The organism is Spiribacter salilacus (assembly GCF_009649225.1).
Classification (GTDB): Bacteria; Pseudomonadota; Gammaproteobacteria; order Nitrococcales; family Nitrococcaceae; genus Spiribacter; species Spiribacter salilacus.
Genome location: NZ_WJPP01000005.1, coordinates 140115 through 163956 on the forward strand (window position 1 = coordinate 140115; position 23842 = coordinate 163956).

The 23842-nt window shown below is 53.1% G+C and carries 21 protein-coding genes and 1 pseudogene; 6 read left to right on the forward strand and 16 right to left on the reverse strand.

The features are described from left to right. Nucleotides 1–2: 2 nt before the first annotated feature. Entirely contained in the window at nucleotides 3–1265 is a 1263-nt protein-coding gene (locus GH984_RS10035) for a rhamnosyltransferase WsaF family glycosyltransferase (protein WP_153720084.1), read from the reverse strand. Beyond that, nucleotides 1258–3300: an ArnT family glycosyltransferase gene (locus GH984_RS10040; RefSeq protein ID WP_153720085.1), complete on the reverse strand. Its 2043-nt coding sequence runs from the start codon at nucleotides 3298–3300 to the stop codon at nucleotides 1258–1260. Before GH984_RS10040 ends, GH984_RS10035 begins: the two co-directional genes overlap by 8 nt. Before the next feature lie 96 nt (nucleotides 3301–3396). Between GH984_RS10040 and GH984_RS10045 the strand changes: the two genes are divergently transcribed. The 4 genes from GH984_RS10045 to GH984_RS10060 are packed head-to-tail and all read left to right on the forward strand — an operon-like array spanning nucleotide 3397 to nucleotide 6837. Further along, the gene (locus tag GH984_RS10045; protein ID WP_153720149.1) at nucleotides 3397–4341 is read left to right on the forward strand and encodes a glycosyltransferase; all 945 of its coding nucleotides are present in this window, start codon (nucleotides 3397–3399) and stop codon (nucleotides 4339–4341) included. Next, nucleotides 4338–4712 carry a GtrA family protein gene (locus tag GH984_RS10050; protein WP_153720086.1) on the forward strand — a complete coding sequence of 125 codons (375 nt, stop codon included), beginning with the start codon at nucleotides 4338–4340 and terminating at the stop codon, nucleotides 4710–4712. Before GH984_RS10045 ends, GH984_RS10050 begins: the two co-directional genes overlap by 4 nt. After that, the gene (locus tag GH984_RS10055; protein ID WP_153720087.1) at nucleotides 4712–5311 is read left to right on the forward strand and encodes a hypothetical protein; all 600 of its coding nucleotides are present in this window, start codon (nucleotides 4712–4714) and stop codon (nucleotides 5309–5311) included. Before GH984_RS10050 ends, GH984_RS10055 begins: the two co-directional genes overlap by 1 nt. Continuing rightward, nucleotides 5302–6837 carry a hypothetical protein gene (locus tag GH984_RS10060; protein WP_153720088.1) on the forward strand — a complete coding sequence of 512 codons (1536 nt, stop codon included), beginning with the start codon at nucleotides 5302–5304 and terminating at the stop codon, nucleotides 6835–6837. The genes GH984_RS10055 and GH984_RS10060 overlap by 10 nt, the downstream gene beginning before the upstream one ends. Here GH984_RS10060 and GH984_RS10065 read toward each other — a convergent pair. Continuing rightward, complete coding sequence (locus GH984_RS10065) at nucleotides 6787–7383, reverse strand: hypothetical protein (RefSeq protein ID WP_153720089.1); 597 nt, start codon at nucleotides 7381–7383, stop codon at nucleotides 6787–6789. The genes GH984_RS10060 and GH984_RS10065 overlap by 51 nt on opposite strands. 13 nt (nucleotides 7384–7396) lie before the next feature. Then, nucleotides 7397–8995, reverse strand: a complete 1599-nt coding sequence (locus GH984_RS10070; protein ID WP_172973221.1) for a sulfatase-like hydrolase/transferase — start codon at nucleotides 8993–8995, stop codon at nucleotides 7397–7399. Nucleotides 8996–9085: 90 nt separating this feature from the next. Here GH984_RS10070 and GH984_RS10075 point away from each other — a divergent pair, with 90 nt between their 5' ends. After that, nucleotides 9086–10096, forward strand: a complete 1011-nt coding sequence (locus GH984_RS10075; RefSeq protein ID WP_153720091.1) for an NAD-dependent epimerase — start codon at nucleotides 9086–9088, stop codon at nucleotides 10094–10096. 101 nt (nucleotides 10097–10197) lie between these two features. Here GH984_RS10075 and GH984_RS10080 read toward each other — a convergent pair whose 3' ends face one another. The 7 genes from GH984_RS10080 to GH984_RS10110 all read right to left on the reverse strand — a co-directional run bounded on the left by GH984_RS10080 (nucleotide 10198) and on the right by GH984_RS10110 (nucleotide 19309). After that, nucleotides 10198–12063: a glycosyltransferase family 2 protein gene (locus GH984_RS10080; RefSeq protein ID WP_153720092.1), complete on the reverse strand. Its 1866-nt coding sequence runs from the start codon at nucleotides 12061–12063 to the stop codon at nucleotides 10198–10200. Further along, nucleotides 12060–12560, reverse strand: a complete 501-nt coding sequence (locus tag GH984_RS10085) for a glycosyltransferase family 9 protein (RefSeq protein ID WP_153720093.1) — start codon at nucleotides 12558–12560, stop codon at nucleotides 12060–12062. Before GH984_RS10085 ends, GH984_RS10080 begins: the two co-directional genes overlap by 4 nt. Next, nucleotides 12550–14106: a hypothetical protein gene (locus GH984_RS10090; RefSeq protein ID WP_153720094.1), complete on the reverse strand. Its 1557-nt coding sequence runs from the start codon at nucleotides 14104–14106 to the stop codon at nucleotides 12550–12552. The genes GH984_RS10085 and GH984_RS10090 overlap by 11 nt, the downstream gene beginning before the upstream one ends. Beyond that, nucleotides 14103–15857: a glycosyltransferase family 2 protein gene (locus GH984_RS10095; protein ID WP_153720095.1), complete on the reverse strand. Its 1755-nt coding sequence runs from the start codon at nucleotides 15855–15857 to the stop codon at nucleotides 14103–14105. Before GH984_RS10095 ends, GH984_RS10090 begins: the two co-directional genes overlap by 4 nt. Before the next feature lie 6 nt (nucleotides 15858–15863). After that, nucleotides 15864–16799: a glycosyltransferase family A protein gene (locus GH984_RS10100; RefSeq protein ID WP_153720096.1), complete on the reverse strand. Its 936-nt coding sequence runs from the start codon at nucleotides 16797–16799 to the stop codon at nucleotides 15864–15866. Beyond that, nucleotides 16799–17779, reverse strand: coding sequence for a glycosyltransferase family 4 protein (locus tag GH984_RS10105; RefSeq protein WP_172973222.1), 981 nt, complete (start codon nucleotides 17777–17779; stop codon nucleotides 16799–16801). Before GH984_RS10105 ends, GH984_RS10100 begins: the two co-directional genes overlap by 1 nt. A 246-nt stretch (nucleotides 17780–18025) precedes the next feature. Further along, on the reverse strand, nucleotides 18026–19309 hold the full coding sequence (locus GH984_RS10110; protein WP_153720098.1) for a nucleotide sugar dehydrogenase: 1284 nt from the start codon (nucleotides 19307–19309) through the stop codon (nucleotides 18026–18028). 109 nt (nucleotides 19310–19418) lie between these two features. On the opposite strand from GH984_RS10110, the pseudogene GH984_RS10115 reads away from it, so the two are divergent. Then, nucleotides 19419–19695: pseudogene (locus tag GH984_RS10115) on the forward strand (IS3 family transposase); the annotation flags it as partial. A 109-nt stretch (nucleotides 19696–19804) separates the two neighbouring features. Here the strand turns inward: GH984_RS10115 and GH984_RS10120 are convergent. Genes GH984_RS10120 through GH984_RS10140 form a run of 5 tightly spaced genes read right to left on the reverse strand, consistent with a single transcriptional unit; the run spans nucleotide 19805 to nucleotide 23788 of the window. Continuing rightward, complete coding sequence (locus GH984_RS10120) at nucleotides 19805–20158, reverse strand: DMT family transporter (protein ID WP_153720099.1); 354 nt, start codon at nucleotides 20156–20158, stop codon at nucleotides 19805–19807. Next, nucleotides 20158–21150, reverse strand: coding sequence for a glycosyltransferase family 2 protein (locus GH984_RS10125; RefSeq protein WP_153720100.1), 993 nt, complete (start codon nucleotides 21148–21150; stop codon nucleotides 20158–20160). The genes GH984_RS10120 and GH984_RS10125 overlap by 1 nt, the downstream gene beginning before the upstream one ends. After that, nucleotides 21140–22351, reverse strand: a complete 1212-nt coding sequence (locus GH984_RS10130; RefSeq protein ID WP_153720101.1) for a hypothetical protein — start codon at nucleotides 22349–22351, stop codon at nucleotides 21140–21142. The genes GH984_RS10125 and GH984_RS10130 overlap by 11 nt, the downstream gene beginning before the upstream one ends. Nucleotides 22352–22385: 34 nt before the next feature. Next, nucleotides 22386–23543 (reverse strand): glycosyltransferase family 4 protein, encoded by a 1158-nt coding sequence (locus tag GH984_RS10135; protein WP_153720102.1) that lies wholly within the window; start codon nucleotides 23541–23543, stop codon nucleotides 22386–22388. Further along, the gene (locus GH984_RS10140) at nucleotides 23540–23788 is read right to left on the reverse strand and encodes a ribbon-helix-helix protein, CopG family (RefSeq protein WP_153720103.1); all 249 of its coding nucleotides are present in this window, start codon (nucleotides 23786–23788) and stop codon (nucleotides 23540–23542) included. Before GH984_RS10140 ends, GH984_RS10135 begins: the two co-directional genes overlap by 4 nt. Between the last annotated feature and the right edge of the window lie 54 nt (nucleotides 23789–23842).

Here is a 23842-nt window from a genome sequence, read left to right on the forward strand (position 1 = left end):
GGCTAAGACGCACTCATGTTAAGCCAGCGGGCCCAAACTTTTTCTGCCAGCGGCGCAAAGGCCACCTCGCCTGTTTGGTAGGCGCCGAGTAGGCCGCTGCCATCATGCACCCCAATTAGGCGTTCATCATAACGGGCAAGATGCTGTGACAATGCCGCTGCCATGGCAGGGGTATCGCCTGGCGCAAAGGCTTGCAGCCCACCGCCCCACTGGGTCAGATCTTTATTGGCATACTGATTGGTGATCACCTGCAAGCCAGCTGCCGCCATTTCTAAGGGCGGATAACTCGGGTGCGGAGAAATCATTAAAGAAACGCCGGCATAGCAGCGCCGCAGCTCGGCGGCATAGGCCGATAAGCTCAGCTTGCCGTGTGACTCCAGCACCAGCCCATCACCAAGCCCAATATCAGCATGCGGCTCACCCACCGAAATAAACTGCCACCCCGCCGCAGCTCCAGTGGCAACCACCTGCCTGAGCACATCAATAACAAGCGGAAACGCATTACGCTCTACCGTGGGGCGACCATACACGAGCACGCGTTTTTCGCGTGGCCAGGGGCCATCGTTTAAACCCGCTTTAAGATCAGGATTGAACACCGGATCAAAACACAAGGCATCGGCAGCAATGTACTGATTTTGCGCCATAAAATCGCGCAGCAACTGGCTGTTACACACCGGCAGCACACGCGTTGGGTTGGCGTAGGTTTGAGCGGCCAAGGCATAACGGGCAGACCACGGGTAAAAGCCCGGCTCAAAATCCTGAATTAGATAAATAAATGGATGATCAGGCGTTAAACGCGCGGCCATGTGCGCGGTCCACCAGGCGGTGGCAATCACGCATTCATTGGGGCGCATGCTAAGCGCTTGCTCACGCCCGCCCGCTGGAATAATCCAATAGCCTGGGGCATCTGTTGCTAGCGTGCCTATTTGCCAATCAGGAAAACGGGCTTTTTCTGAATCCGCCAGCGCGGATTCGTCTGTTACCACAATGCGTAAATCATCCACCAGCGGCCGAAAACCTTCTAAAAAAGCCATGGCCGTGGCAATGCCGCCAAAATAATGCCGCTCTGAGATACCGGGCAGTAGCAGCGTTACCCGACTGCGCTCAGAGGCCACCGACCGCGCCGGCAAGGGGTTAATCTCGCCAACTTCAGGGTTGGCATGCCGAATTCGGCTAATTTCTTCAAAGAAATAGCCATAAACCGCCCTAAGCGCGGCCTGCAGCCACCGCTGCGACAAAAGAGAACGCAAAGCCGATTTAATCATGGCGCCTAAGGATACACCGATGCAGCAATACCGCCAGACAGACGATCATTAATGGGTGCAAAGGCACCGCGTACCGATCTACCCCCTGCGAGAGCAGCGCGTAAAACAGCAACATGCCAAAAGGGATGGCCGTGAGCAGAAAATCTTGCTGACGGCCCGTAAAAAATGCCACCAATGCCAAAATAATTAGGGCAGACCCAGCCGCTAAATTCACGCCATCGCGCAGTTGGATGGCGGTGTTCCATTTTAAAAACTCGTTTGGCGCTAAAGAGAATGTCCAAAAACTTTTCCAAAACACCAACCCGCTCACCATTAAATGGGCCATGGGCTGCTCTTGAAACATTTGAAACGCTTTTGCAGACACCACATCGCCCGCCTGCATATTGGGAAAGGGCACATCGAGCTCTGCATGCACTTTGCGCTGATGAATCATCTCGGCTGCTGCGGCCTGATGAAAGCTAATGGCTTGATCGGGCTGGCCGCTGCGCCGCGCTGCCCAATCATCGCCAGAAAAATCGGATGGCCCATGATTCAAGCGCGCCCAGCGGCCGGCGCGCTGCAAATCACCGTCTTGACGCTCAAAGCTCGTGCCCGCCACCCATCGATTCATGGTAAAAGGCCCATACAAGGTGATCATGCCCTTCATCTCTTCGGTATCCATGCCATTCATTAGCGCGCGCATGTACACCACATGCGAATTACGCTCAGAGGTCATTTCAATGCGGTCAAAATGAATATAGCCACGAATCACCCAAGCAGACACAAACACCATTGCAGTTAAAAACACCACGGCACTAAGCTTAAAAGCCTCAGCCACTTGCCCCGGCATTTTTCTATGCCAAACCCATACCCACAGCGGATAGAGCAGCGCAAAGAACAGGCCCACGTAAACAAACGCCGCTTTAGTGAGCATCAACAACCCAAACGCCACGCCGGCGGCTAAATATCGCCAAAAACTCGGCTTGGCAAAAGCGCGCATCAATAGATACAAACTGGTGGTTAGCAAAGCCGCGCCGTGTAGCTCGGTATAAAACATATCAATGCGTTGCGGCACCGCATAAAGAAAATAATAGGCGCCCACCACCGCGAGGGTGGCCACCGGCATGGACCCAGAAAGATGCCGGGCCAGCAGATACGTTGAGATTAGCCCCAAAAACGCCCACAGCAAATTCACCTGCTTAAAGAGCCAATACCCATGGCGCGTTTGCATATCGCCTACATCGCTAATCACGCCTGTGGCCTGCAGTGTCATAATCCACGCGGCGGCAGTAATCGGCGGCAAGGGCTCACGCAGGTTACTCGGCTGAGGGGTTAATGACCCCCGTGAATGCGCTAGCACCCCGTGCTCAACGAGGTTTAGCGCCATTGCATAGTTTTGTGAGGAATCACCCGGAAAGCCTCTTTCAGAAATCTTTTGCCCGGCCATTAGCGTTAACCCGAGCATGCAAATCACTAAAGCCACCCCACGCATTGCACTGGCGCCCGAAAAGCCCAGCAACGTTGCTACCAGCCAGACAACGCTGACCAAAACAACCGCCAGCAGACCCACCCCGGCCATCCACCCCCAGCTGGGGCCCGCTAAAACATGGCTGGGCTTTAGCTCTAGGTAGGGGTCGTTGCCGATAGACTCAAAATAAACGGCATCTGATTCGATACGGATTTGGCCGATACCCGCGGTGGTTTGAATGGCATCTACCAGCGCATCGGCGCTAAGTACTCGATCTGACCAACGGGTTTTAACGCGCAACTCAGCCACGCCAAACTCACCGGGCGACTGGCCTAAATCGATGCGCAGGTGTTTGATGGGGAGTAGGCCGCGATGCCAAAAGTGCGCGGTGGCCCATTCATTGGGCGTTAGCTCGCGCTGCAGGCGCCTGTCGGCCGAAAATGCGTGCCCTGGCGCGGCCATAAACAGTTCAATATCCCCTGCTTGTGGCGCATAGCCTTCTACATAAACATCTAGCCGCTGCGGCGCAATTAACACCACAATAGCAACCAATGCAGCCAGCATTTGCAAAACGACCAGGCGGGCCATGAATAATCTCCGTTTATACGGCAAGATTAGCAGGCTCAGCCGCACAATGGATATGAGGTCGAATTTTTTACCGCCATCCCCCAAAATAGACAAATGATGGAAAACAAACAAAAAACATGGATTGTGACGCCGGTATTTGAAGATGTGGAGGCATTCACACAGCTTCTGCAGGGGCTAACCGGCGCGCTAGGTGATGGGTTTTATGTGGTGGCGGTGGATGATGCATCGGTACAACACCCGCTACCCAGCGATATCCTTGAAAAACAAGCTATTAACGGCGCCATTATTACCCTTCGGCGCAACGTTGGGCATCAACAAGCAATTGCTATTGGGCTGCAACACATCAGCACGCAGCTTAATCCTGAAGACCGGGTGGTAATTATGGACTGTGATGGAGAAGACCGCCCAGAGTCCATCCCACTGTTATTACAAGAACTTAACCAAGACACCTTTGATGTTGTTGTGGCCGCGCGGGGCCTGCGCACCGAAAGCAAAAGCTTTCAGATTTTTTATGCGGTTTATAAGCGGCTGTTTCGCCTGCTCACAGGCCGTGCCATTGGCTTTGGTAACTTTATGGCGCTAAAACCCGCCGCCGTGCAGCGGCTGGTGGCCATGCGTGAGCTTGCCACCCACACCGCTGCCACGGTGCTGGCCTCAAAACTCCGGCTTGGGTCTTGTCTTGTGGATCGTGGCACGCGCTATGCCGGCCAATCAAAGATGCGCTTGGTGGGCTTGGTGCTACATGGCTTTAAGGCACTGATGGTGTTTGCTGAAGATGTGCTGGTGCGCGTGGGCCTGGCTTGCGCTGCTATTGCGTCTGCCGCGATTGCTGGCGCGCTATTGGCCGTCATTCTTAAAACCATTGGCTTTGCCACGCCAGGCTGGTTCTCGTTGGCGCTAGGCATATTAATGCTCACCTTTATCCAAACAGGCGCGCTGGCACTCATTACCTTGATGATGACGGGTTTAGTCAGAGGCAGCGCCTTTGTTAGCGTGCCGCGCTACGAGGAACTGATTGACCAGGTGCACACCCGCCCATGAGCCACACGCTGGTGCGCTATGTGCTTAATGGCCTATTTGCCACCGCGGTTCATTTTTTGGTGCTCACCCTTTTAATTGAGGGGTTGCAAATGGCCTCTGCCGGCGCCGCCAATTTTATTGCGGCGGGATTTGGCATTACGGCCTCGTTTTTGGGCAATCGGTTTTTTGTTTTTGCTTACGCCCGTGGCCCGCTCGCCTATCTGGCGGTGCGCTTTTTGCTGCTCTATGCCGGCATTGCCGTTGTTCATGGCCTAACGCTGGCATTATGGACAGATTGGTTGGCACTGGACTATCGCATCGGCTTTTTGCTGGCCACTTTCTTACAATTTGCGCTGAGTTACTCAGGTAACCGTTGGCTGGTATTTCGCTAATGAAAAAACTTCTCATCGCTCTGGCCGCCACATTGCTGTTCATTGTTGTGTTGCTCTCTGTGCATTTTGTGCACATGCGCTGGCTACCCGTAAACGTGGTTTTTTACGCAGCGATGGTCGATGCCGTGATTGCCGCCGTCATTACTGCGGTGCTGGTGTTTTTTCTGCGCGCGTGCCAGCAGCTAACGGGCCTAGAAAAAACCTTACTGCTCGTCATTTGGCTGCTCGGCGGCTATGCCTTTGCCATTTCTGTGCCGACTGTAATTGACCGATCTTTATCGTTCTATATTCTGGAAAAGATTGACCAGCGTGGTGGCGGCATCGAACAGAGCGCCTTTGAAACGATATTCAAGGAAGAATATATGGTGGAACATCGGCTGGTAGACATTCGCCTAACAGAGCAGTTTGAATCAGGCACCATCACCCTAGAGAATGGATGCGTGAAATTAACGCCCCGGGGTGAAACCCTTGTGCGCGCCAGTCGGTTTTACCGCCAGCAATTATTGCCCCGCAAACGCCTCATTATGGGCGAATACACCGATGCGCTGACTGATCCATTTCGCGATAGCGCACCGCGCAGTGATTACCAATGCGAGTAGGCATAATTTTTGCCGGCCTAATCATTCTTGGGCTGCTAGTTCATACCGATTACGGCATATCTTGGGATGAGCCGCAGAGTCGGTTGACCGGGCTGGTGAATGCCAAACACTTAAGCCAAACCCTGTTTCCGTTTTCCTCAACCGCGCATCTTAATGTGTCAGACCTGCAGAGCTTTCGCGACAAGGATTATGGCGTGGCGTTTGAGCTACCCGTTGTGACGCTTGAGCAGGTGCTTGGTTTACAAGATTCTCGCCAAATTTACGAATTTCGGCATTTAATGACGTTTCTTTTCTTTTTGCTCGGTGCCTATGCCTTAGTTAACTTAATCGAGCGGCGCTGGCAAAGCTGGCAATGGGGGCTGGTGGGGGCGGGGTTGCTCATCCTATCGCCCCGGTTTTTTGCCGAAGCGTTTTATAACTCTAAAGATATCGTGTTTATGTCTGCCTTCGTAATTGCCTTGGCAACGATGGCCGCTTTTTTGCAAACGCCCACGCGCAAATCGCTTTTACTGCATGCGTTTGCCACCGCCTTTGCCATGAACATTCGCATTATGGCGGTGGTGATATTGGCCACCACGGCAGCCGCCCTATTGGTTCAGATTGTTAGAGGTGGCACCCCGCTGCGCAAGGCCGCGGCCTACGGGGCGGGCTATGCCCTGCTGTCTTATGGCTTCTTTGTGCTTTTATTTCCCTATATTTGGGATAAGCCCATTAGCGGGTTTTTTGAAGTCTTCTCGAATATGTCCAGCTTTCGCTGGCCCTACGCGGTTTTATACGCTGGCGAGTTTGTGGATGCCCGTGATTTGCCCTGGCATTACGCGTTTACCTGGATTGGCATTACCACACCCACCCTCTACCTAGGGCTATTTGCCATTGGCTTAATCCAGCTCGCGCGCAATGATCGGCAGCTGCTTGACTTCATTCTGCTGGGCATTTTGATGGCCACCTTTGGTGCAGTCATTTATTTTCAATCGGTGTTGTACGATGGCTGGCGGCACCTGTATTTCCTCTACCCCATCATGATCTACTTCTGTGTGGCGGCACTGCGGCTGCTTGCGCCATTTTCTTGGGCGGTAATTGCCGTGCATAGTGTGTTTATTGCCATCTGGATGTGGCAGGCACACCCACTGCAAAACGTGTATTTCAACGCGCTTGCCGGCAATGAGCCGCGCTATCGGTGGGAGATGGACTACTGGGGCCTTGCCAATCACGATGCGCTAATGCACATCGCTGAAGCGGACGATCGGCCCCAAATTAGCGTGCATGCGGCCAGCAATACCCCACTACTCATTACAAAACGAATGCTGCCGCCGCAACAGCGCGGGCGCTTTTTGTTTCAAAAATCCCCAGAGCCCAACCCCGATTACGTGCTCTCCAACTATCGCGGGGTAGACAAGGGGCATTTAGATCGGTTTAGCGAAGATTATGTGCTATTCCACGAAATAGAAGTGGGTGGCCATATCATCTTGACCCTCCTAAAACGAACGCCGACGCCGCCAAACGGGCTCGATCAAAAAACCCCATAGCAACGCCGCCACTACGCCGATGGCAATGGCAGCCTCCCGCAGCCATGCGGTTGCCGGCGGATAATCCTTAGGCGCAAGTTTAAATACCATATGCGGATCAGGCCCGCCCACCGCTAAGCTCAGCGCATCAGCAGTTTGTTCAGCAAGGCTGAAATGATTGACCTGCTGGCCACGATCCCAAAACTCCGCAACATTTGAAATAAGGGTTGATGCCCGCGTGACCAATTGTGGGTTGCTAACATGAAGCGCACTAGCCCTTGGGTCAGCATCAATACGCAGCACACGAATGGGCGGGACAAGCGCCCAGGTTTTTGCATGTGTCTGCCAGACGCCCGGCTCAGTAAAAAACCGTGTTTTGCGGTACTCATTAAACGGGGCATCACCCTGCGCAAAATAAACATCCACAAACCCACCCCCATCGAGCTTTAGATCCAAGCCCAACGACACCTCTGCACGGGGGTAGGTGAGCATAAGAAAACCGTAGCCAGCTAGAAACCCAATACCCAAAGCCCGCAACACACGAAACATCGACTTTTTCAGTGACATGCGGCGCCTCGGTTTAAAAAAGAATGCGATGAAACAGCCAATCTGGGTAAGCCTGCGTTAGCGCTTTATTATCTTGCGCTGCGGGTTTTGAGCATAGCCTATTGTCTTTAGAAAACTCAAAGGCCGGCACCGTAGCACCAAGAAACTCATGATTTAACGCTTTGGCAACACAGAAAAATGGCTTTCCTTCAGCCCTGTTAATCATAGAGGCCAAACGCGCATCATCTGAGTGGTACGCATAAACGGGCACATCGCCGCGTGGTGCTCGAGCCAGGATGCCATGGCGGCGAAAGTACCGATTTAATGCTGGCTTATGATCGCCCACCACCATAACCAAAGCATCTGGATTATCCGCCAATACCGTATCGGTAAATGCCACAAGGTCTTTGATTGATGTTTGCAGCTTGTAGGCAAAATCACGCTCCCCAAAATCATTATTAACGGTATAGGGGCCATGCGTGTAAACCGTTGTTAGAAAGAAGAATTTTGGCCCAGAAATTTGATCTCGAAGCGCTAGCGCGGTGTCATATAAAACATAATCCCGCGTCCACCCTGCATGCTGTTCGCCCATTTGCTCAAGGCCAATAAACCGATCAAACCCCAGCTTTGGAACTACCTCATCACGCCGCCAAAATTCAGATGAATTGTTATGCGCCGAAAGGGTAGCAAAGCCGCTATCTGCCAACGCAGCGGGCAAAGTGTGGGCATCGGCACGAATATCTTCGGCATATTCTTGGTAAATGATGCCATTTAATGCGCCGTTAGCCGGCAAACCCGTAATAAGCTCAAAGGCGCCGTTAACGGTGCCTCCGCCGAAGGTGGGTGAAATGGCCCGAAATTGTTGAAAACCTCGATCAACCAGAGGCTGGAAGTTATCGCTAAAATGATAATCCTGATGCCAGCACGCTTCGCAAAACACCAATATCACCTCATCAACCACTGCAGAATGATCCTTGCGGGCCATTAACTCTTGATAATGCGCTGCCTGCTCAGCTGTGGGTGCGCGTGGCATTGAGCGTTGTGACGTTTGAAGCAAATGCCACAACAGCCCGTTTTGCTTTACATTCAATGACCAGTTCCAACTGTGGTATTCAACCCCAGCCGTTTCAAAAAGCGTAGCGATTGGCTCTGAAATTGTTTCGCTCGTCCGCGCAAGGGGCGGATGAAACACCAGCGGAAATAACAAAACGGCAACAACCAAGGCGGGGCGCGATACCTGAACAAGCCGCGCTCGAAACCCAACGCCAATAATTAACAAAATGACAAAAAAGCCACTCAGTACAACTACATGCAAAGGCGTTAGATAATGCAGCACAATCCCGGCGTTATCGAATGCCGTTAGGTCTGACCAAATCAGTGGCTCTCCGGTTGTTGCATACTTGAGGCTATGTATTTCAGACAACACATAAATAGCCAACAACATCATCGCTGCCGCAATAGGCCAATAGATAAAGCTGGCCAAGCTGACAAATAGCCAGATGGCAGGCAATGTTGAGAGAATCGATTCTACAATCCGCGCTTGGCCGCGGTAGACTAAGTGAAAATCTTGAAGCACAACGGATAACGCAAATGCAGCCATCCCTGATGCAATTACCCAAGCAACCACTCGCATGGTAGCTGTATTCCAATGTGTTGTCATAAAAATGAAATATTGTCATAAAACAACTAGCGGCGATAGAGCCCGCTCGGAATCTTTGGGACTATGAAAATCCTACTCACCGGCGCCGCCGGATTTATCGGTTATCACACCGCACTTAAACTGCTCGGCCGCGGCGATACCGTGGTCGGCCTCGATAACCTGAACAACTACTACGATGTTGCCCTCAAAAAAGCCCGGCTTAAGCAGCTTACCGAGCGGCCTGGGTTTAGCTTTGTTCAGCTTGATTTGGCAGATGCCGCCGGCATGCAGGCGCTATTTGCGGAGCATCAGTTTGATCGGGTTATTAACTTAGCCGCCCAGGCTGGCGTGCGGTATTCGCTAGAAAACCCGCAGACGTATGTCGATTCCAACATCACCGGGTTTTTGAACGTGCTCGAAGGCTGCCGGCATACCGGCGTTGGGCATTTAGTGTATGCGTCCACCAGCTCGGTGTATGGCGCCAATACGCACATGCCGTTTACCGAGCATGAACCGGCGGATCACCCGCTGGCCATTTATGGCGCCACCAAGCGCGCTAATGAGCTTATGGCCCATAGCTATGCGCATTTGTTTGGGCTGCCCTGCAGCGGCCTGCGCTTTTTTACGGTGTATGGGCCCTGGGGCCGGCCAGATATGGCGCTATTTTTATTTACGCGCAGCATTTTGGCGGGCCAGCCGATTAAAGTGTTTAACCACGGCCACCATCAGCGCGATTTTACCTTTGTGGGAGATATTGCCGAGGGCATTGTGCGCACTTGCGACAACCCCGCCACTTCCAACCCAAACTGGGATAGCAACGCACCCGACCCGGCCACCAGCAATGCGCCCTGGCGGATCTTTAACATTGGCAACAACCGCCCTGTGCAGCTGCTTGATTACATTCGCGTATTAGAAGATTGCCTCGGCAAAAAGGCCGAAATGGAAATGCTACCCCTGCAGCCGGGCGATGTGCCGGATACCTGGGCAAGCGCCGAGGACTTAAAGACAGCGGTGGGCTATCAGCCCGAAACGCCGGTAGAGGAAGGGATTAGTCAGTTTGTGGAGTGGTATTTGGAGTATTATCGGTTAGCCTAATTGGGCGTTCATCAACCTTACGCTCGGGCAGCGGCAGGTCAACATCTGCAGAGCTCACTGGCATAGCCAGCAACTTAGATATTTTCTGCTTTTTGCTCTTTTTACTCATCCCGCAAATCATACTCCCCATCGGCACTGAGCAAAGGATGTACGCCCTCGCCCGCTGGCCAGTTCGGCCAGCGCTCGCGCCAATAGGCCAAATCGCTTGCTGGTATGCGCTTATCCGCAAATAGGTTTGCCTTTGCGCGGCTTTTGCCCGGGGCAAGTGTTAGGCTGGCCGCCGGCAGCCACACGTTATGCAGCCCTGCCTGGTGGGCGCGTAGCATTAAATCAACACCGGCTAAGTGACTCTGAAACCGTGAATCCAGCCCGCCCAGTTCATGATAGGTTTCGCGCGCAATCGCATAGGCAAATGGTGACATTGCGGCATAGCGCTGATGCAGCACGGCACGGCCACCATAGCCATACAAACCACGCTGCCAGTCCTGAAATACGAAATGGGCCTGGTCGTTTTTAGGAAAGACTAATCCACCATGGTCAAGCCGGCGGCGAGTAGACCACACCCGCGGGGCCACACAGCCCACGCGGCGCTGCATGGCCCAGGCGGCCAGATGCTCTAAGGCACCGGGAGACGCTTTGGCAATCATGCCATCTAAAATGAACAGCACATCGGCCTTACTTTGTGTAAGTGTGGCGGGCGATAGCGGCTGATAGTTAACCGTTGCGTCTTCTACAGAAGCGGCCAAAGCGGGTTGCGCAGCCGCATCCTGCAAGAGCGCTGTCACGCGCAAATCATGCGCCCCTTCACGATAATTAATGGCCTGAAAAATCGTTAGGTCATAACACGGTTCAACCTTAGCAACTTGCCCGGTACGCTCCAAATGCTCGCCCACCGCTCGCGCGGCAATGCCCGTGGCATAGCCCTTTTCATCGTTAGACAATGCCGTGCTACCGGCAATGGCACGCCAGTGATAAAGCACCTGCGGAATGTGCACCACCTGCTCTGGCTTAATTTGCTCAATAACCCGCAGTGCTAGGTCAAGATCTTGGGAGCCCTCAAAACCCTCACGAAAGCCCCCTGCCGCCAGCACCTCGGCCCGCCGATACACGCCTAAGTGGCTGATCATGTTTTGGGCAAGGAGCAACTCATAGTTAAAGCTCGATTTAAAATAAGGGTCTATGCGCCGCCCTGTATGCGCCTGAATACGATCTTCATCCGAATACAAAATAACGGCATCAGGATGCGCACTAATCGATTGGGCCACTGCAGATAATGCATCAGCGGTAAGCAGGTCATCATGATCGAGAAGCGCCAGATAATCGCCCTGCGCAATTTCGATTGCAGAGTTTGACGCCGCTGAAATATGCCCATTGCGCTTGCGATAGACCACCTTAATGCGCTGATCAGCTGCCGCCTGCGCATCTAACACCTCCCGCACCGCGGGGTCAGTTGAGCAATCATCTGCCACGCACAACTCCCAGCGCGGGTAATTTTGCGCGCGCACTGAATCGATGGCTTGCTCAAGTAACTCGGGCGGTGGGTTATACACCGGCAGAATCACCGAGATTAAGGGCTGTTTTTCTGGTGGCGGGGTGTTGAGCCGTTTTTGTTTAGCCAACCAAATTTGATAATGCGCTTCCGTTTGCGGGCCGTTAGATGAATTACGCTGTGCCAAATAGGCACGACATGCACGCATAAAACCATCGTGCCGTGAAATAGTTTCGGCCATAACCGCTCGCCACTCAGCAAATGCCAGCGCGAATAACTTAGGCCAGCGCAGCGGCGCACTCACCCGCCAACTTGCTGAATTGCGCAATGCGGTCACTTCCTCACGCGCTGCCGCTAGACGGGCAAGCGCGTCATCAGCGCGTTGCTCAGCAGCCAACTGGGCCCGTTGAGTTTCTAATAGCCGGCGACGAAGTTCATTGGAGTTTGCCTCATCAGCGCTGGGCTTTTTAACTGTCATGATGCGTATTTAAGCAGATCGGTAAGTTGTTTATACACGGTATCGGGCGTTATTTCGCGCAAACAACGTTTATCGTAAGGGCAAAAACCCGAGCGGCAAGGCGCGCACACCGTGTCTTTAGCCACTACCATGACGTTGGGCCCTCTCGGCATCCACTCTACGTAAGGCACCGTTCCTGAAAATACAACCAACGTCGGCGTGCCAATCTGACCAGCCAGATGCGCTAATCCAGAATTGTTTCCGACTACTGCCGTGGCACTTTCTAGGTTTTTCTCAACTTCATGCCATTTTAGCCGGCCACAGTCGTTACGAATCTGATCTGCTGGCAGACCACGAACAAGCAAATTGCCCAACTGCCTCTGCGCGGGGGCACCTAAAATCGAAATGACCAGTTGCAAATCGTTCAGGCATCGCTCAGCCAGTGCGCGGTAATAACTGATTGGCCAATCGCGCAACAGGTCGTTCGAAAATGGGCAAAAAACAAGATTAGGTGGCATTTTGATAGGGAAACTCAAGCCTTAAGGCACAAAAAAGCGCCAACATGGCCATTTGCTCTTCTGAATGGGTACCGCCACTTTCTCCTTGCTTGAAAACATGCGCACCATAAAACTGCAGCACCGCGTCAGGTGGGCCATAGATTCTTAACTCATACCCTGTTACAGCCTCTTCGAGGTCCAATTCGATACCTTCGTTAATGTGCTTTTGCGTCAGTGTGCCGGCCTGGAGTGTTGACTGCCCGCGATTCACGCTAATGTCATAACCTAACGTCGGCAAGCGCGATGGCGCTTCTATGATCGGTCTTATCAGGTACCGCCCAGGGCGAAGGTCTTCGTAAGGGCCAAAAATCAGCATCTGGTGGGGTAAAGACCGGCCTAGTGCATTCCTTAATCGGGTTCGAATCCCTCTCGGGCCATGCCCCAGCACAACCCTATATCCGTCATGCCGACCCAATGCTGTTACAGAAAACTCAGATGCCGGTACATGTTGTGAAATTGCCTGCCCCCGGTAGACCGGTGAATTAAGATCTAAGTTGAAGTCCAGAAATGGAAACTGATGGGCTCGACCAACACCAATTTTAAGATCGCTCTTAACCCGCTCTAGTAGATGACGCGTATCACCCTGAATTCTAAAGTCGATGGCAACGTCAAAATGCAACGCTGCCAACCGTTCCTCAAACGCCGTCTCTGCAGATTCATCCGGTGCTCGTGTTTCGCCTAAAGAAGGATTTTCTTTGAAGTAGTCAAAGGCAACAACATCGTCAAATAAACCTTGCTGCTCGGCCGCACTCACGTTCCACGCGCCACAACATAAGGTGATATGCGCGCTTGGGAAGGCACCGCGAAATAACTCAAAGGCCTTTTTTGCGAGTAAAAAATCACCGCGATGATCAAGCTTTAACAGCAAAAAGCGCTGCGGTTTTTGTTGCTGCGGAAGCACCTTAATCAGCCTCTCTATCATGCCAGGCGCTTGTTCACGGCTAATTTGAGAGAACTGCCGCTTTGCCGTCATCTCAGGGCTGTCCCATCGCATCACATTACTGGCCCATTCCGGCGGTTCGCATTTTTTTAAGAACAGCAGAATGCTGGCCTGATTACGGTCACCCAGCGCCTCTTCATGCTCAACAACTTGATAAGAAAACGGCTCAAGCGCCTCTTCTACTTCGCTCAGCAGCGTTGCTGACGTATAAAAACGCCTATGAGCAGGCTCTTTGTGCGAAGGCGGCATCAATTTTTCTTCGAAGTAAAACTGTTGTGGCACCACCAAAATTAGCGTGCCGTCTGGCTTAATCACTCGAAACCAGTCGGCTAATGCGCTGCGGTAGTCATTAATGCGCGCCAGGGCATCATCGACAATAACCGTTGAATAAGAATTGGCCTCCTCGCCCAAACACGCAAAGTCTTTGGCATCAGCACCGATATTAATCGCTGCGATCTGCGGAAATTGTGTATGCAGAGCCAATCTTGAAGCTTGGTGAAAAACGACCAACGCCGGCTGGGTTAGCGTCGGCAACAAGCGATCGACTATGGCGGGTTGTATCGTCATGAATCACTCAATGCTAAATCATCTCTAGCCCGGGTAAGGCGCGGGCTGTAATAAGGCTCATCAGTTAAAGCCGCTCCCCAGTGCTCATGCATCCAGTTAGCCTCTTCAGCCAACCGGGCGGCCTTGGCGCCCGAGGCATCGCTGCCGCGTGTGCGTGACTCATGATGCAACAATCTGACGCCCGGTACTAACACGTTAGTAAATCCGGCGGCGCGTGCTTTGAGACAAAGGTCGATATCGTTATAGGCCACCGTTAATGCCTCGCTCATACCGCCCAGCGCTTGAAATACCTCGGCCTTAACCCACAAGGCAGCACCGGTAACCGCACTCGCCTCTCCCAACCCACCAATAGCGGCCATTACCGCAGGATCGTTGGGATTAAGCCCACGGGCGGGATGTCCTGCCACTCCACCTAAGCCCAGCGCCACGCCAGCATGCTGTATAGAGCCATCGGGATAGCACAGCATGGGGCCCACGCAACCAATATCGGCATGGCTAAAAATCGGCAGCAGTGCCTCAAGCCAGCCAGGCTCCAGCGCCTCAATATCGTCATTTAAAAAGCCCAAGATCTCACCCTTTGCGGCGGCAGCCCCGGCATTGATCATGGCGGCAAAATTAAAGGGGTGGGGGTAGCGCAGTACACGCACGGGTATCTGCGAATCCGGCAAATGGCCCTGATGCTCGAGTTGATTGAGATAGCGCAGTGCATCGGGGGCTTGGGTTTGATTATCTACTAGCACCACCTCGGTACGCGTAGCATCTAGCGTGCGGGATAAGCTTGCTAAAGCCACCTGCAAATGCGGCAGACCATCGCGCGTTGGAATAATAATGCTGACTTGCCCACCTGGATCAGCGCCTGTCGGCAGCCCAGCAGAACTAGCCAGCGCAGGCGAGTCCGCCGCCTCATGAAGCAGCGGTAAAGGAATGTGCTGAATCCGGCCCGGCGCTGTGTCTAATTTAGGCAATAGCGATGCTAACGAAGCAAGGCCATCTGCAGCGCCTGTTGCCTCTAACGCATCCTGCCGAATAAATACACTACGCCCAATGTAGTTGTGGTGCTTAAAGCGAATGGGCGACCAATCTGGTTTAAACACCGGCTCAGTGCGAAAGCCCTGTTCATCAAGACGATCATGATCAGTATAAATCGCCACACAATCAGGGTGTGCCGCCGCTACTGAGGCCACACACTGATAGGCATGGGGCGCGAGCTGATCGCCTGGCGCTAAACGCACCACCCAATCTGACGCGGGGGTTGCGGCGTAGCGCTCGATTAACGCCGGCTCAATTTCGGCAATCCAGCGGGCGTAGCTGAGCGTTTCATCAGGTCGCCGCTCAAAGCCTGCGTTATACGCAGCCCACTCCGCTGGCCTCGCCTTTGTGGGTTTTATTTCAAACCGCTCCACCAGAAACGGCCCGGCAAACTCAACCGGATCAAGGCGAATGTAGGCAGGCTCATGAATATAAATCAGGCGCTGGGTTGGCTGGCCACTTTTAAAGGGAATACCCATTGCCGTATGTGGGCAATCGCCTTGAGCCGTTTCTAAATATAGCCGTGCATTGGCGCTTAAGTGATCAAGACTGCGGGCATGCACTCGTAATTGTGCGTTTAGCTCATACCAGCCGGCCGGCAGCCTGATCCAGCTTCTTAGGTTTGCGTTAGTGCGCTCTATAAACGCACGCTGATCTAAACGGCGCCGCACCCCGCCCCAAACAGCCCCACAAAAACGATAAAGCCGGCGTTGAATGCCCATTGCTAACTAACGTAGCCCACGCTGCAAGCGCTTATCCCAAGAGCACCACTGTGCCAAGCGTTTAGGTAAGCGCTGTGAGTAAGTGCCCAGCCAATGCCCTAGCACATTGGCCAGATTCATTTTGAGTGTCCGCCGGTCAGCGGCGGTTTCTTGATAGACGCGCTTTATAAACATGCGCGGGCCACGGCATAAGCGGTAATCAAAGTACCGCCGAAAGGCGGAGGCCTCGTCAAAACTGCGCTGAAATCGCTCAAATGCTGAAAATTGGTGGCTGTGATACACCACGGACTCATGCGCATAGGCCTTAACGTACCCAGCCTCTATAATTTCTTTTGCCCAAACTTGGTCTTCTGCAAAGGCAACATCGGCAAAGGGGTGTTGCGCCCAAACGCTACGCCGTATTGCTGAGTTGTTATTAGAGAAGAAATGCAAAAACTTGCGATACCCCTCTTCAGCCGCATACAGGACGGGGTCTTCCAGATACACCTCTGGCTGCGCTTTAAAACCTTCAAAATGCCGCTCTAGCGCTTTATGGGTTGGCTCATCCGCTTCTGGGTAAGCGATGTGCCGACCAAAAACACCGGCCACTTTTGGGTTTTGCACCAAGGGTTTAACCAGCGCATTGAGCCACTGCTGATTGGCCGGTAGGGCATCATGCGTTAAAAAAACCAATGCCTCGCCCTGTGTCATCTCAGCCCCGGCGTTTCGTGTTTCCCCATGCCCAAATTCGGCAGGGGCAATTTCATGGACACGCACGCGCTCATCATTCAGTGCAGGGAGATATTCCAAGGTGCCATCCGTAGACCCCGAATCAATCACTAGTACTTCTAGGCTGCTAATAATAGCGGGGTCAAGCGACTGCTCGAGAACGGCCTGTAACACTTCTTGAAAACGCGGCCCGGGATTACGAGCCGGGATTATCACCGCCGCAGACAGTGCCATCAGGCCGTTAACCCCTCAATTAACGCCTGCTCAAAAGCAGTACAACTGGCAGCCCAATTGAGTGTGGCCACATGCTCAGCGGCAGCCTGGCGGATTTGCGCTAATTGCGCGGGCTCAGATAGTGCAGACTGAATGCCAGCCGCGATTTTTACTGGGTCAGGCGCCACAGACAGCGTTGTACCGGCTGGGAAAACCGCCCGGGTGCCGGGCATATCTAGCTCAACCACTGGCAGCCCGCATGCCATCATTTCAAGCGGAATGAGTGAATAATTGGTGGCAGAAAATACGACGCCTAAATCAACTGCGCGATATAAATCTGCCAGCTCGGGTGGCGTTAAAACTCCATGATCTTGATAGGAATAGGCGGGGGTAAATGCCAATGGCTCACCAAAAAAATCCACACTAAAGTGCAGCCCTTGCGCATGCAGCAACTCAAAGGCGGCCAAAGCCAGCTCTACGGCACGCCGAGGCGTACTGGGGCGATAATAAAAGGCAATACGCGGTATGGCACTGTGCTTTGTGCTGACGCTGCCTTGAGAAAAATAAATTTCTGGGTCGTAAGCTAATGGCCAGGCCCGCGTCCAGCAGGCGTAGTCTTCTCTTAGCCGCTGGGCCAACCAATTCCCGCCGCAGAGGCATTTAAAACCAAAGCGATAGGTGTTTTCCGCCAGCAAGTAGCCGGCGCCCATGGGCTGAAACTGCGGCTCAAAATCCTGCACCACATAAAAACGCTCACGCACATGGCTGACGGCTAGGGCGGGATAAGCCGTCCACCAATCTGTAGCGATAACCGCATCGCCACTAATCTGGCCAGGGTCGTCTGGTAAAAAGCGCACCTCAACACCAGCGCTGAGTGGCTGGTAAGCCTGAAAGGTTTTTAATGCCTCTTCAGGTGAATTGTGAAACCACGGTGGGCGCAGCCATAAGGTTTGTTGATGACCTTGGGCCTCTAAAAAGCGCACATGCCGAAAGATGCTCATGTGCCCGCCCCCACTTTTGTTAGCGGCATCCGGAATAATCCATTGAAGGTTTAATTGCTTAGAATGTACGGGGGCCTGAGGTGGTACTAGCTCACGGCGCGGATGGGTGGCGATACGCTGTAAATCAGGCGTCCACGTGGATATTGGCGCGGGAGCCGGAACTTGCTCGGGCGCGGGAGCGGGCGATATTCCCGGAACACCGCGTAACCAGGCTAGAAAGCGGCATAACCGACTTAACCCCATCCCCTACAACCGCCCATCCACCTGCGCCGCAGGGAAGGCGTATTTTACATCGTAAAGGTAGCCGTTGGGTTTGAGCCAAGCCCGTACGCCGTCGGCGCCGCGGGTCACGAAGGCGCGGTGGCCTACGGCTAAGATGACGGCGTCGTAGGTTGCGGGCGCGGGGTTGGCGACCAAAGTCAGGCCAAATTCGTCGCGGGCCTCGTCGGCGTCGACCACGGGGTCGTGAACGTCGATGGTGGCGCCGTAGTCGGCCAGCTCGGCAATGATGTCGACCACGCGGGTGTTGCGCAGGTCGGGTGTGTCTTCTTTAAAGGCCAGGCCGAGCATTAGGATGCGGCTTTGCGGCAGGCTTACGCCGCGCTTAATCATGCCTTTGGCCACTTGGCTGGCCACGTAGGCGCCCATGCTGTCGTTAAGGCGGCGGCCGGCCAAAATCATTTCGGGGTGATGGCCCACGGCTTGGGCTTTGTGAGTCAGGTAATACGGATCTACCCCAATGCAATGTCCACCCACTAGGCCCGGGCGAAACGGCAGAAAATTCCACTTGGTGCCGGCGGCCTCCAACACAGCCTCGGTATCCAGCCCCAAGCGGTTAAAGAGCACGGCCAGCTCGTTGACCAGCGCAATGTTCACATCGCGCTGCGTGTTTTCGATGACCTTGGCGGCCTCGGCCACCGCAATGCTCGGGGCCTTGTGCGTACCGGCTTTAATCACACGGGCATACAGCGCATCCACAAAATCGGCAATCTGCGGCGATGAGCCACTCGTCACCTTCACGATGTCTGTGACCCGATGGGCTTTATCGCCCGGGTTGATGCGCTCTGGGCTATAGCCGGCATGAAAATCTTGCCCGTACTTAAGGCCCGAGACCTGCTCTACCACCGGAATGCAGTCTTCCTCCGTTGCGCCCGGGTAAACGGTGGATTCATAAATGACCACCGCGCCGGGCTGAATGGCCGCGCCCACGGTTTGGCTGGCTTTAATGAGCGGAGTGAGATCGGGCCGGCGATGCCCATCAATCGGCGTAGGCACCGTGACCACAAACACGTTGCAGCCCTTAAGCGCCTCAAGATCTGCAGTGTAGCGAATGCCCTGCGCCGCGGCGGTGGCAAGCTCTTCAGCGCTGAGCTCTTCGGTGCGATCATGCCCAGCCTCTAGCTCGGCGATGCGCCGCGCATCAATATCAAAGCCCACCACGGGATAGGCCTCAGAGAAAGCCGCTGCAAGGGGTAGGCCGACATAGCCTAGGCCGATGACGGCGATTTGAATGTCCATTTCAGTTTTCATGGGGTGATGATACGGGCAGACGGCACCGAGCGTAAAAGTTATTCCTTAGTCCAGCGGAGCAAAAACGAGCTGCCATCGCGTTCGATGATTCGGTAATTCGCCCGAAAAACGATCAAGGTTTGGCGGCATGGACACCTCGATGATGAAGCGGCTCAAGGAGCTCGAGGATGAGAACCGGCGCTTGAAGAAGATGTACGCCGAGGAGCGGCTTAAGTCGGATCTGCGCCAGGAAGCCCTCGAGGGAAAGTGGTAAGGCCATCTCATCGCCGTGAGATGGCCAGAAAGGCAGTCACAGCCGGCCGCTGTAGCATCCGGCGTGCCTGTCAGGCTTTTCTATTAGCCAGACCTGTTATCGGTATCAGGCAAAGCTCAAGCATGAGAATGCGGCACATCGTGGTGATGGGGTACTTATGTTGCATTGACAAGCTGAATCTACAGCGCTTCCTTAGAAGTGTCTACTTATGACCTGTTCATCTTTTGAGGAAGCTTACGGTATTAACGATAAGCACTGGAACCATAGATAATAAGCAATATACCGGCGACTACCAGCCCTAAACCGACTAAATATTGCACCCCCAATCTCTCACCGAAAAACAGATAACTCCCAAACGGGACTAATACGAATGATAGCGCCATCATTGGGTAGGCTCTAGCAAGCCCAATGTTGCCTACTACCCAAAACCAAGCCAGAAACAGCAGCCCATATAAGCCAATTACGCCTCCTAGCGTCAATAAGACACTAGGCGTCAAGTAACCCCCATCACGCTCGGCGAATTCTGTTCCCAGCCTCAGAAGCAACTGGCCAACCCCAACGCCTATCACACAAAGAACGGCTACGACGTACCCCATTAACGCGACTCATGTGGGTAGGTAACGCCTGACAACTTTGGCGAGATCGGTTTTGATGGCTCTTGCAACATGTCAGCACTAACCACTGCAATTAACATTTGTATCCCTGCCACTAGCGGCAATGCTGCCAGCATGACGGTACCTGCACTTGCTGGCATTCCGGTCTGCAGGGACTCTACCCACTTTTGCAATCCAAAAATCAACCCAAAGGATAACAACACCGTCCCTACAGGGAGTTCAATTGATGTCGCGGACATACCACGAAGATAGTAATTATAGAAGATCCTTTTGCCAAAATTTCTCAAGCTTTTCCCCAAAAACGGAAAGACCGCTTTATAGCCCTTTAAATAACTCGTTTCATTACCATATATCGCATTAATCGGAAAATCCTGAACCCTTACTCGCAGTGTACTTAACCGAAAAAGCATATCGCTCTCAAAGAAATAGTCATTCGAGACTTTTGCTAGGGGTATCCTTTTTAGTACTCTCGAATCAATCGCTGTTAGGCCGTTAGCTGGATCCGCGATCGACCAATATCCTGTTGATACCTTAGCCACAAGAGAAAGAAGCGCATTGCCAACAACTCTTTTGCGAGGCATCTGCATAAGTGATTCCAGGAAAAAAAATCGATTACCTTTAACGTAATCCGCCTCTCCCTTCAAAATAGGGTTTGAGATACTTCCCACCAGTCTTGGGTCGTGCTGCCCATCCGCATCTAGTTTGACAATGACACGGTAACCAGCAAGCAAAGCTCGCTCATAGCCAAGCTTCACTGCCGCGCCGACACCACGATTCGTTTCTCCGTAAACGACATGGACTCGGTCATCATCGCAAGAGGCTTGCACCAGAGCCCCCGTTTTATCTGGGCATCCATCGTCAATCACAAATATTCCACTTACCTCATCACCAATGCTTGCTAGCACTTGGAGGATGCTGTCACGTTCCCGGTAACACGGAACGACCACCGCAATCATAGGTTGCTCATCTTTCATCTCGGCCCTTTCCCTGTGCTTGCATCAACCATATGAACATCTGCCAATAGACACAACTGGCACCAATAAGGACCGGTATAATTAGTGGGTACCTGTATCGCCAATCATAGTCAATGATCGTTGCCGCATGAAACGCCGTCACAAAAACCGCGGTGATCAAAAGCAATATAAGATAAATCTGCTGGTTGGGCTCTAAGCGGTTTCTGACCAACGGCCAAGCCAAAATGGCGCCAGCACAAAAAGACCAAAACAACCCGTTGGCCAACTTATGAACGAAAGAGTAACTTTCAGCCCAAGGCGCCCAAAAATGCAGCACCTTTAACCAGTAGATTTTAAAGATTCCTAACCAGCTCTCTGGCGGACTTGTCCACGTCTCTGGCCTGTCATGTACAACCATTCCCTCAAGATGCATTTCTCCCAACCAGCTTAGTTGACGAACATCTAAAGGCGTAAAAATTTGCGCCCAATACAGCGTAGCAGAAAAAACCCCGCCTACAACCAATAATCCAACACATGCAACAGCGACGTTTCGATACGTAAACAACTTCTGCTCAAGCCTGAATACAATCAAAATCCATCCGCTTAGCAATCCGATCACATAGGGCGCTGCAGTGGGTCGAGTAAAAATTATAAAACCGCCCATCAGCATTACGCCTAAGTCAGTTACGGAGAATTTTAGACGAACAGAATTTTTTGCGTTGAGTCTAGTGATTATCAGAAAAAGTAAAAATAATACGCTCACCGAAAAAATCGTATCAGTCAAAATGTATCGGGGCCAAACAAGATAAGCGTCGGATAATAGTAGCACTCCAGTGGCTAGTGCGCAGCAGATGGAAGGCATTAGGAGCAATCGAAGGATCTTATAAGTTAGAACCAAACACCCACAAAGCAATACTAAATTAAAAAAGAAAAAAACAACCTTCCATGCATCACCAAAAATAACTTTCAACAGCGCAAAGAAAGTGACAGGTACCGTATAGAAGTAGGAAGGCGTGACAAAATTATTTTCTGAGTAATAGCGGAAGAAATTGAAGTCGTGGGAAATCAAAAGGTCCGCCCACCTTGAAAACGTTCCTGTATCTGGGGAGCTCACAGACCCTTGCGATAAGTGATAAAAAATGAGCAAAAGAGACACGATTGAAATGACAGCCATTGATAGCTGAAATTCCGATATTAGAGTTTTTTTATTGTTTTTTAACATAATCGGTGTGCTCCATTTGTTTTATTGGAATCTTTTAATGTGTTTGGCAACTTTGCGCATCTTGTAAGTCCCCATAAACTCCCAGCGTCTTCTCAATTACGATCTGCTCGTCAAATTCGGCCAAGGCCCGCTGGCGGGCGGCCGCGCCGAGCTGCTGGCATAACTCTGGATCATCAGCCAGCCGAGCGATGGCGGCGGCTAGGGCATCGGCGTTGCGCGGCGGAATCAGCAAGCCATCTTGCTCATGGGTGACAACCTCACGGCAGCCGGGTACGTCTGTGGTAATAAGCGGCAGGCCGCAGCCGGCGGCCTCAATCAAACTTTTGGGCAGCCCTTCGCGATAACTTGGCAGCGCAACGGCATCCACCGACTGGAATAAAGCTGGCATATCATCCACCTTACCCAACCATTCGATAATGCCCGCATTATGCCAAGCCTTGAACTTTTCGGCCGGCACGGCGGCGGGGTTGCCCGCATCCGGCTCACCCGCCAGTAACAGCGTTATCTGCGGATGGGTGGATTTGAGCTTTTCGGCCGCTGCCACCCACTCGGCTATACCCTTATCCCAGAGCAGCCGGGCGGGTAGAACAATGCGAAAGGCGTCGTCGACGGTACGCTTAGCTCCCCCCTCAGCCGGCTTAAATCGCGTTACGTCCACTCCCGAACCGGGAATAAGCCGCAGCTGATCGGGCCGCGCCAGGCGGGCAGACTCAAATAGCGCCATGTCGTCAGGGTTTTGCAGGATAAGCCGGGCGCGCTTGCCGCCGAGCGCCAACCTAAGCGCCAATCGCACCATCGGGCGCAGCACTAACGCCTTAATCGACCGGCTGGTAAACACATACCCCAGCCCGGCAACAGCGCCAATGCGCGGGCGATTGCCCGCCACGCGCGCGGCTAATGAACCATACACCGCACACTTAATCGTAAAGCCATGCACCACATCAATTTGCTCGTGCCGCAAGAGCTGGATTAACCACCACAGCAATCGCAGTTCGCTAAACGGATTGAGACTGAGCCGCGCCATCGGCGCTGGGCGCCAATCAAAGCCTAGCTCGCGGAGCTTGTGGCCGTAGGGGCCAGGGGGCGAGATGAGGATGACTTCATACCCCGCCGCCTGCAGCGCACGGGCCAGCGAGAGGCGGAAGTTATAGAGATACCACTCGGTGTTGGCGAAGAGGAGGGCTCGTTTCATGGTGCCCGACGAGCCTGACGTGCTTCACGAACCTGGTTTTCAGTAATCTCCAACGCTTCCGCTTCGCTGAGCCCTGCGCGTAATCGCGATCGCTCCACCAGCACGGTCGCATCCTCAACAGGCTTAATACCGCTCAGGCGCAGACTTTCTCCGATTAGCTTGCTAATCGATCGGCCTTGGCGCGCGGATGCCTCTTCAAGCGCACGATGAAGGTCGTCATCCAAAGTAATGGTCAGTTGACCCATAGGTTATTCCCATATTTTTATCAGTCCGCATCTTATTGGCCCATGACCTCTGCC

What these genes read in the sequence shown, in the direction of transcription:
- GH984_RS10085 (WP_153720093.1), bottom strand. Translation starts at nt 12,560, where the DNA reads ATGCCACCTAATCTTGTTTTTTGCCCATTTTCGAACGACCTGTTGCGC.
- GH984_RS10035 (WP_153720084.1), bottom strand. Translation starts at nt 1,265, where the DNA reads ATGATTAAATCGGCTTTGCGTTCTCTTTTGTCGCAGCGGTGGCTGCAG.
- GH984_RS10070 (WP_172973221.1), bottom strand. Translation starts at nt 8,995, where the DNA reads ATGCGAGTGGTTGCTTGGGTAATTGCATCAGGGATGGCTGCATTTGCG.
- GH984_RS10050 (WP_153720086.1), top strand. Translation starts at nt 4,338, where the DNA reads ATGAGCCACACGCTGGTGCGCTATGTGCTTAATGGCCTATTTGCCACC.
- GH984_RS10095 (WP_153720095.1), bottom strand. Translation starts at nt 15,857, where the DNA reads ATGGGCATTCAACGCCGGCTTTATCGTTTTTGTGGGGCTGTTTGGGGC.
- GH984_RS10140 (WP_153720103.1), bottom strand. Translation starts at nt 23,788, where the DNA reads ATGGGTCAACTGACCATTACTTTGGATGACGACCTTCATCGTGCGCTT.
- GH984_RS10055 (WP_153720087.1), top strand. Translation starts at nt 4,712, where the DNA reads ATGAAAAAACTTCTCATCGCTCTGGCCGCCACATTGCTGTTCATTGTT.
- GH984_RS10065 (WP_153720089.1), bottom strand. Translation starts at nt 7,383, where the DNA reads ATGTCACTGAAAAAGTCGATGTTTCGTGTGTTGCGGGCTTTGGGTATT.
- GH984_RS10135 (WP_153720102.1), bottom strand. Translation starts at nt 23,543, where the DNA reads ATGAAACGAGCCCTCCTCTTCGCCAACACCGAGTGGTATCTCTATAAC.
- GH984_RS10060 (WP_153720088.1), top strand. Translation starts at nt 5,302, where the DNA reads ATGCGAGTAGGCATAATTTTTGCCGGCCTAATCATTCTTGGGCTGCTA.
- GH984_RS10080 (WP_153720092.1), bottom strand. Translation starts at nt 12,063, where the DNA reads ATGACAGTTAAAAAGCCCAGCGCTGATGAGGCAAACTCCAATGAACTT.
- GH984_RS10130 (WP_153720101.1), bottom strand. Translation starts at nt 22,351, where the DNA reads ATGTTAAAAAACAATAAAAAAACTCTAATATCGGAATTTCAGCTATCA.
- GH984_RS10090 (WP_153720094.1), bottom strand. Translation starts at nt 14,106, where the DNA reads ATGACGATACAACCCGCCATAGTCGATCGCTTGTTGCCGACGCTAACC.
- GH984_RS10040 (WP_153720085.1), bottom strand. Translation starts at nt 3,300, where the DNA reads ATGGCCCGCCTGGTCGTTTTGCAAATGCTGGCTGCATTGGTTGCTATT.
- GH984_RS10120 (WP_153720099.1), bottom strand. Translation starts at nt 20,158, where the DNA reads ATGGGGTACGTCGTAGCCGTTCTTTGTGTGATAGGCGTTGGGGTTGGC.
- GH984_RS10075 (WP_153720091.1), top strand. Translation starts at nt 9,086, where the DNA reads ATGAAAATCCTACTCACCGGCGCCGCCGGATTTATCGGTTATCACACC.
- GH984_RS10100 (WP_153720096.1), bottom strand. Translation starts at nt 16,799, where the DNA reads ATGGCACTGTCTGCGGCGGTGATAATCCCGGCTCGTAATCCCGGGCCG.
- GH984_RS10125 (WP_153720100.1), bottom strand. Translation starts at nt 21,150, where the DNA reads ATGAAAGATGAGCAACCTATGATTGCGGTGGTCGTTCCGTGTTACCGG.
- GH984_RS10045 (WP_153720149.1), top strand. Translation starts at nt 3,397, where the DNA reads ATGGAAAACAAACAAAAAACATGGATTGTGACGCCGGTATTTGAAGAT.
- GH984_RS10110 (WP_153720098.1), bottom strand. Translation starts at nt 19,309, where the DNA reads ATGAAAACTGAAATGGACATTCAAATCGCCGTCATCGGCCTAGGCTAT.
- GH984_RS10105 (WP_172973222.1), bottom strand. Translation starts at nt 17,779, where the DNA reads ATGAGCATCTTTCGGCATGTGCGCTTTTTAGAGGCCCAAGGTCATCAA.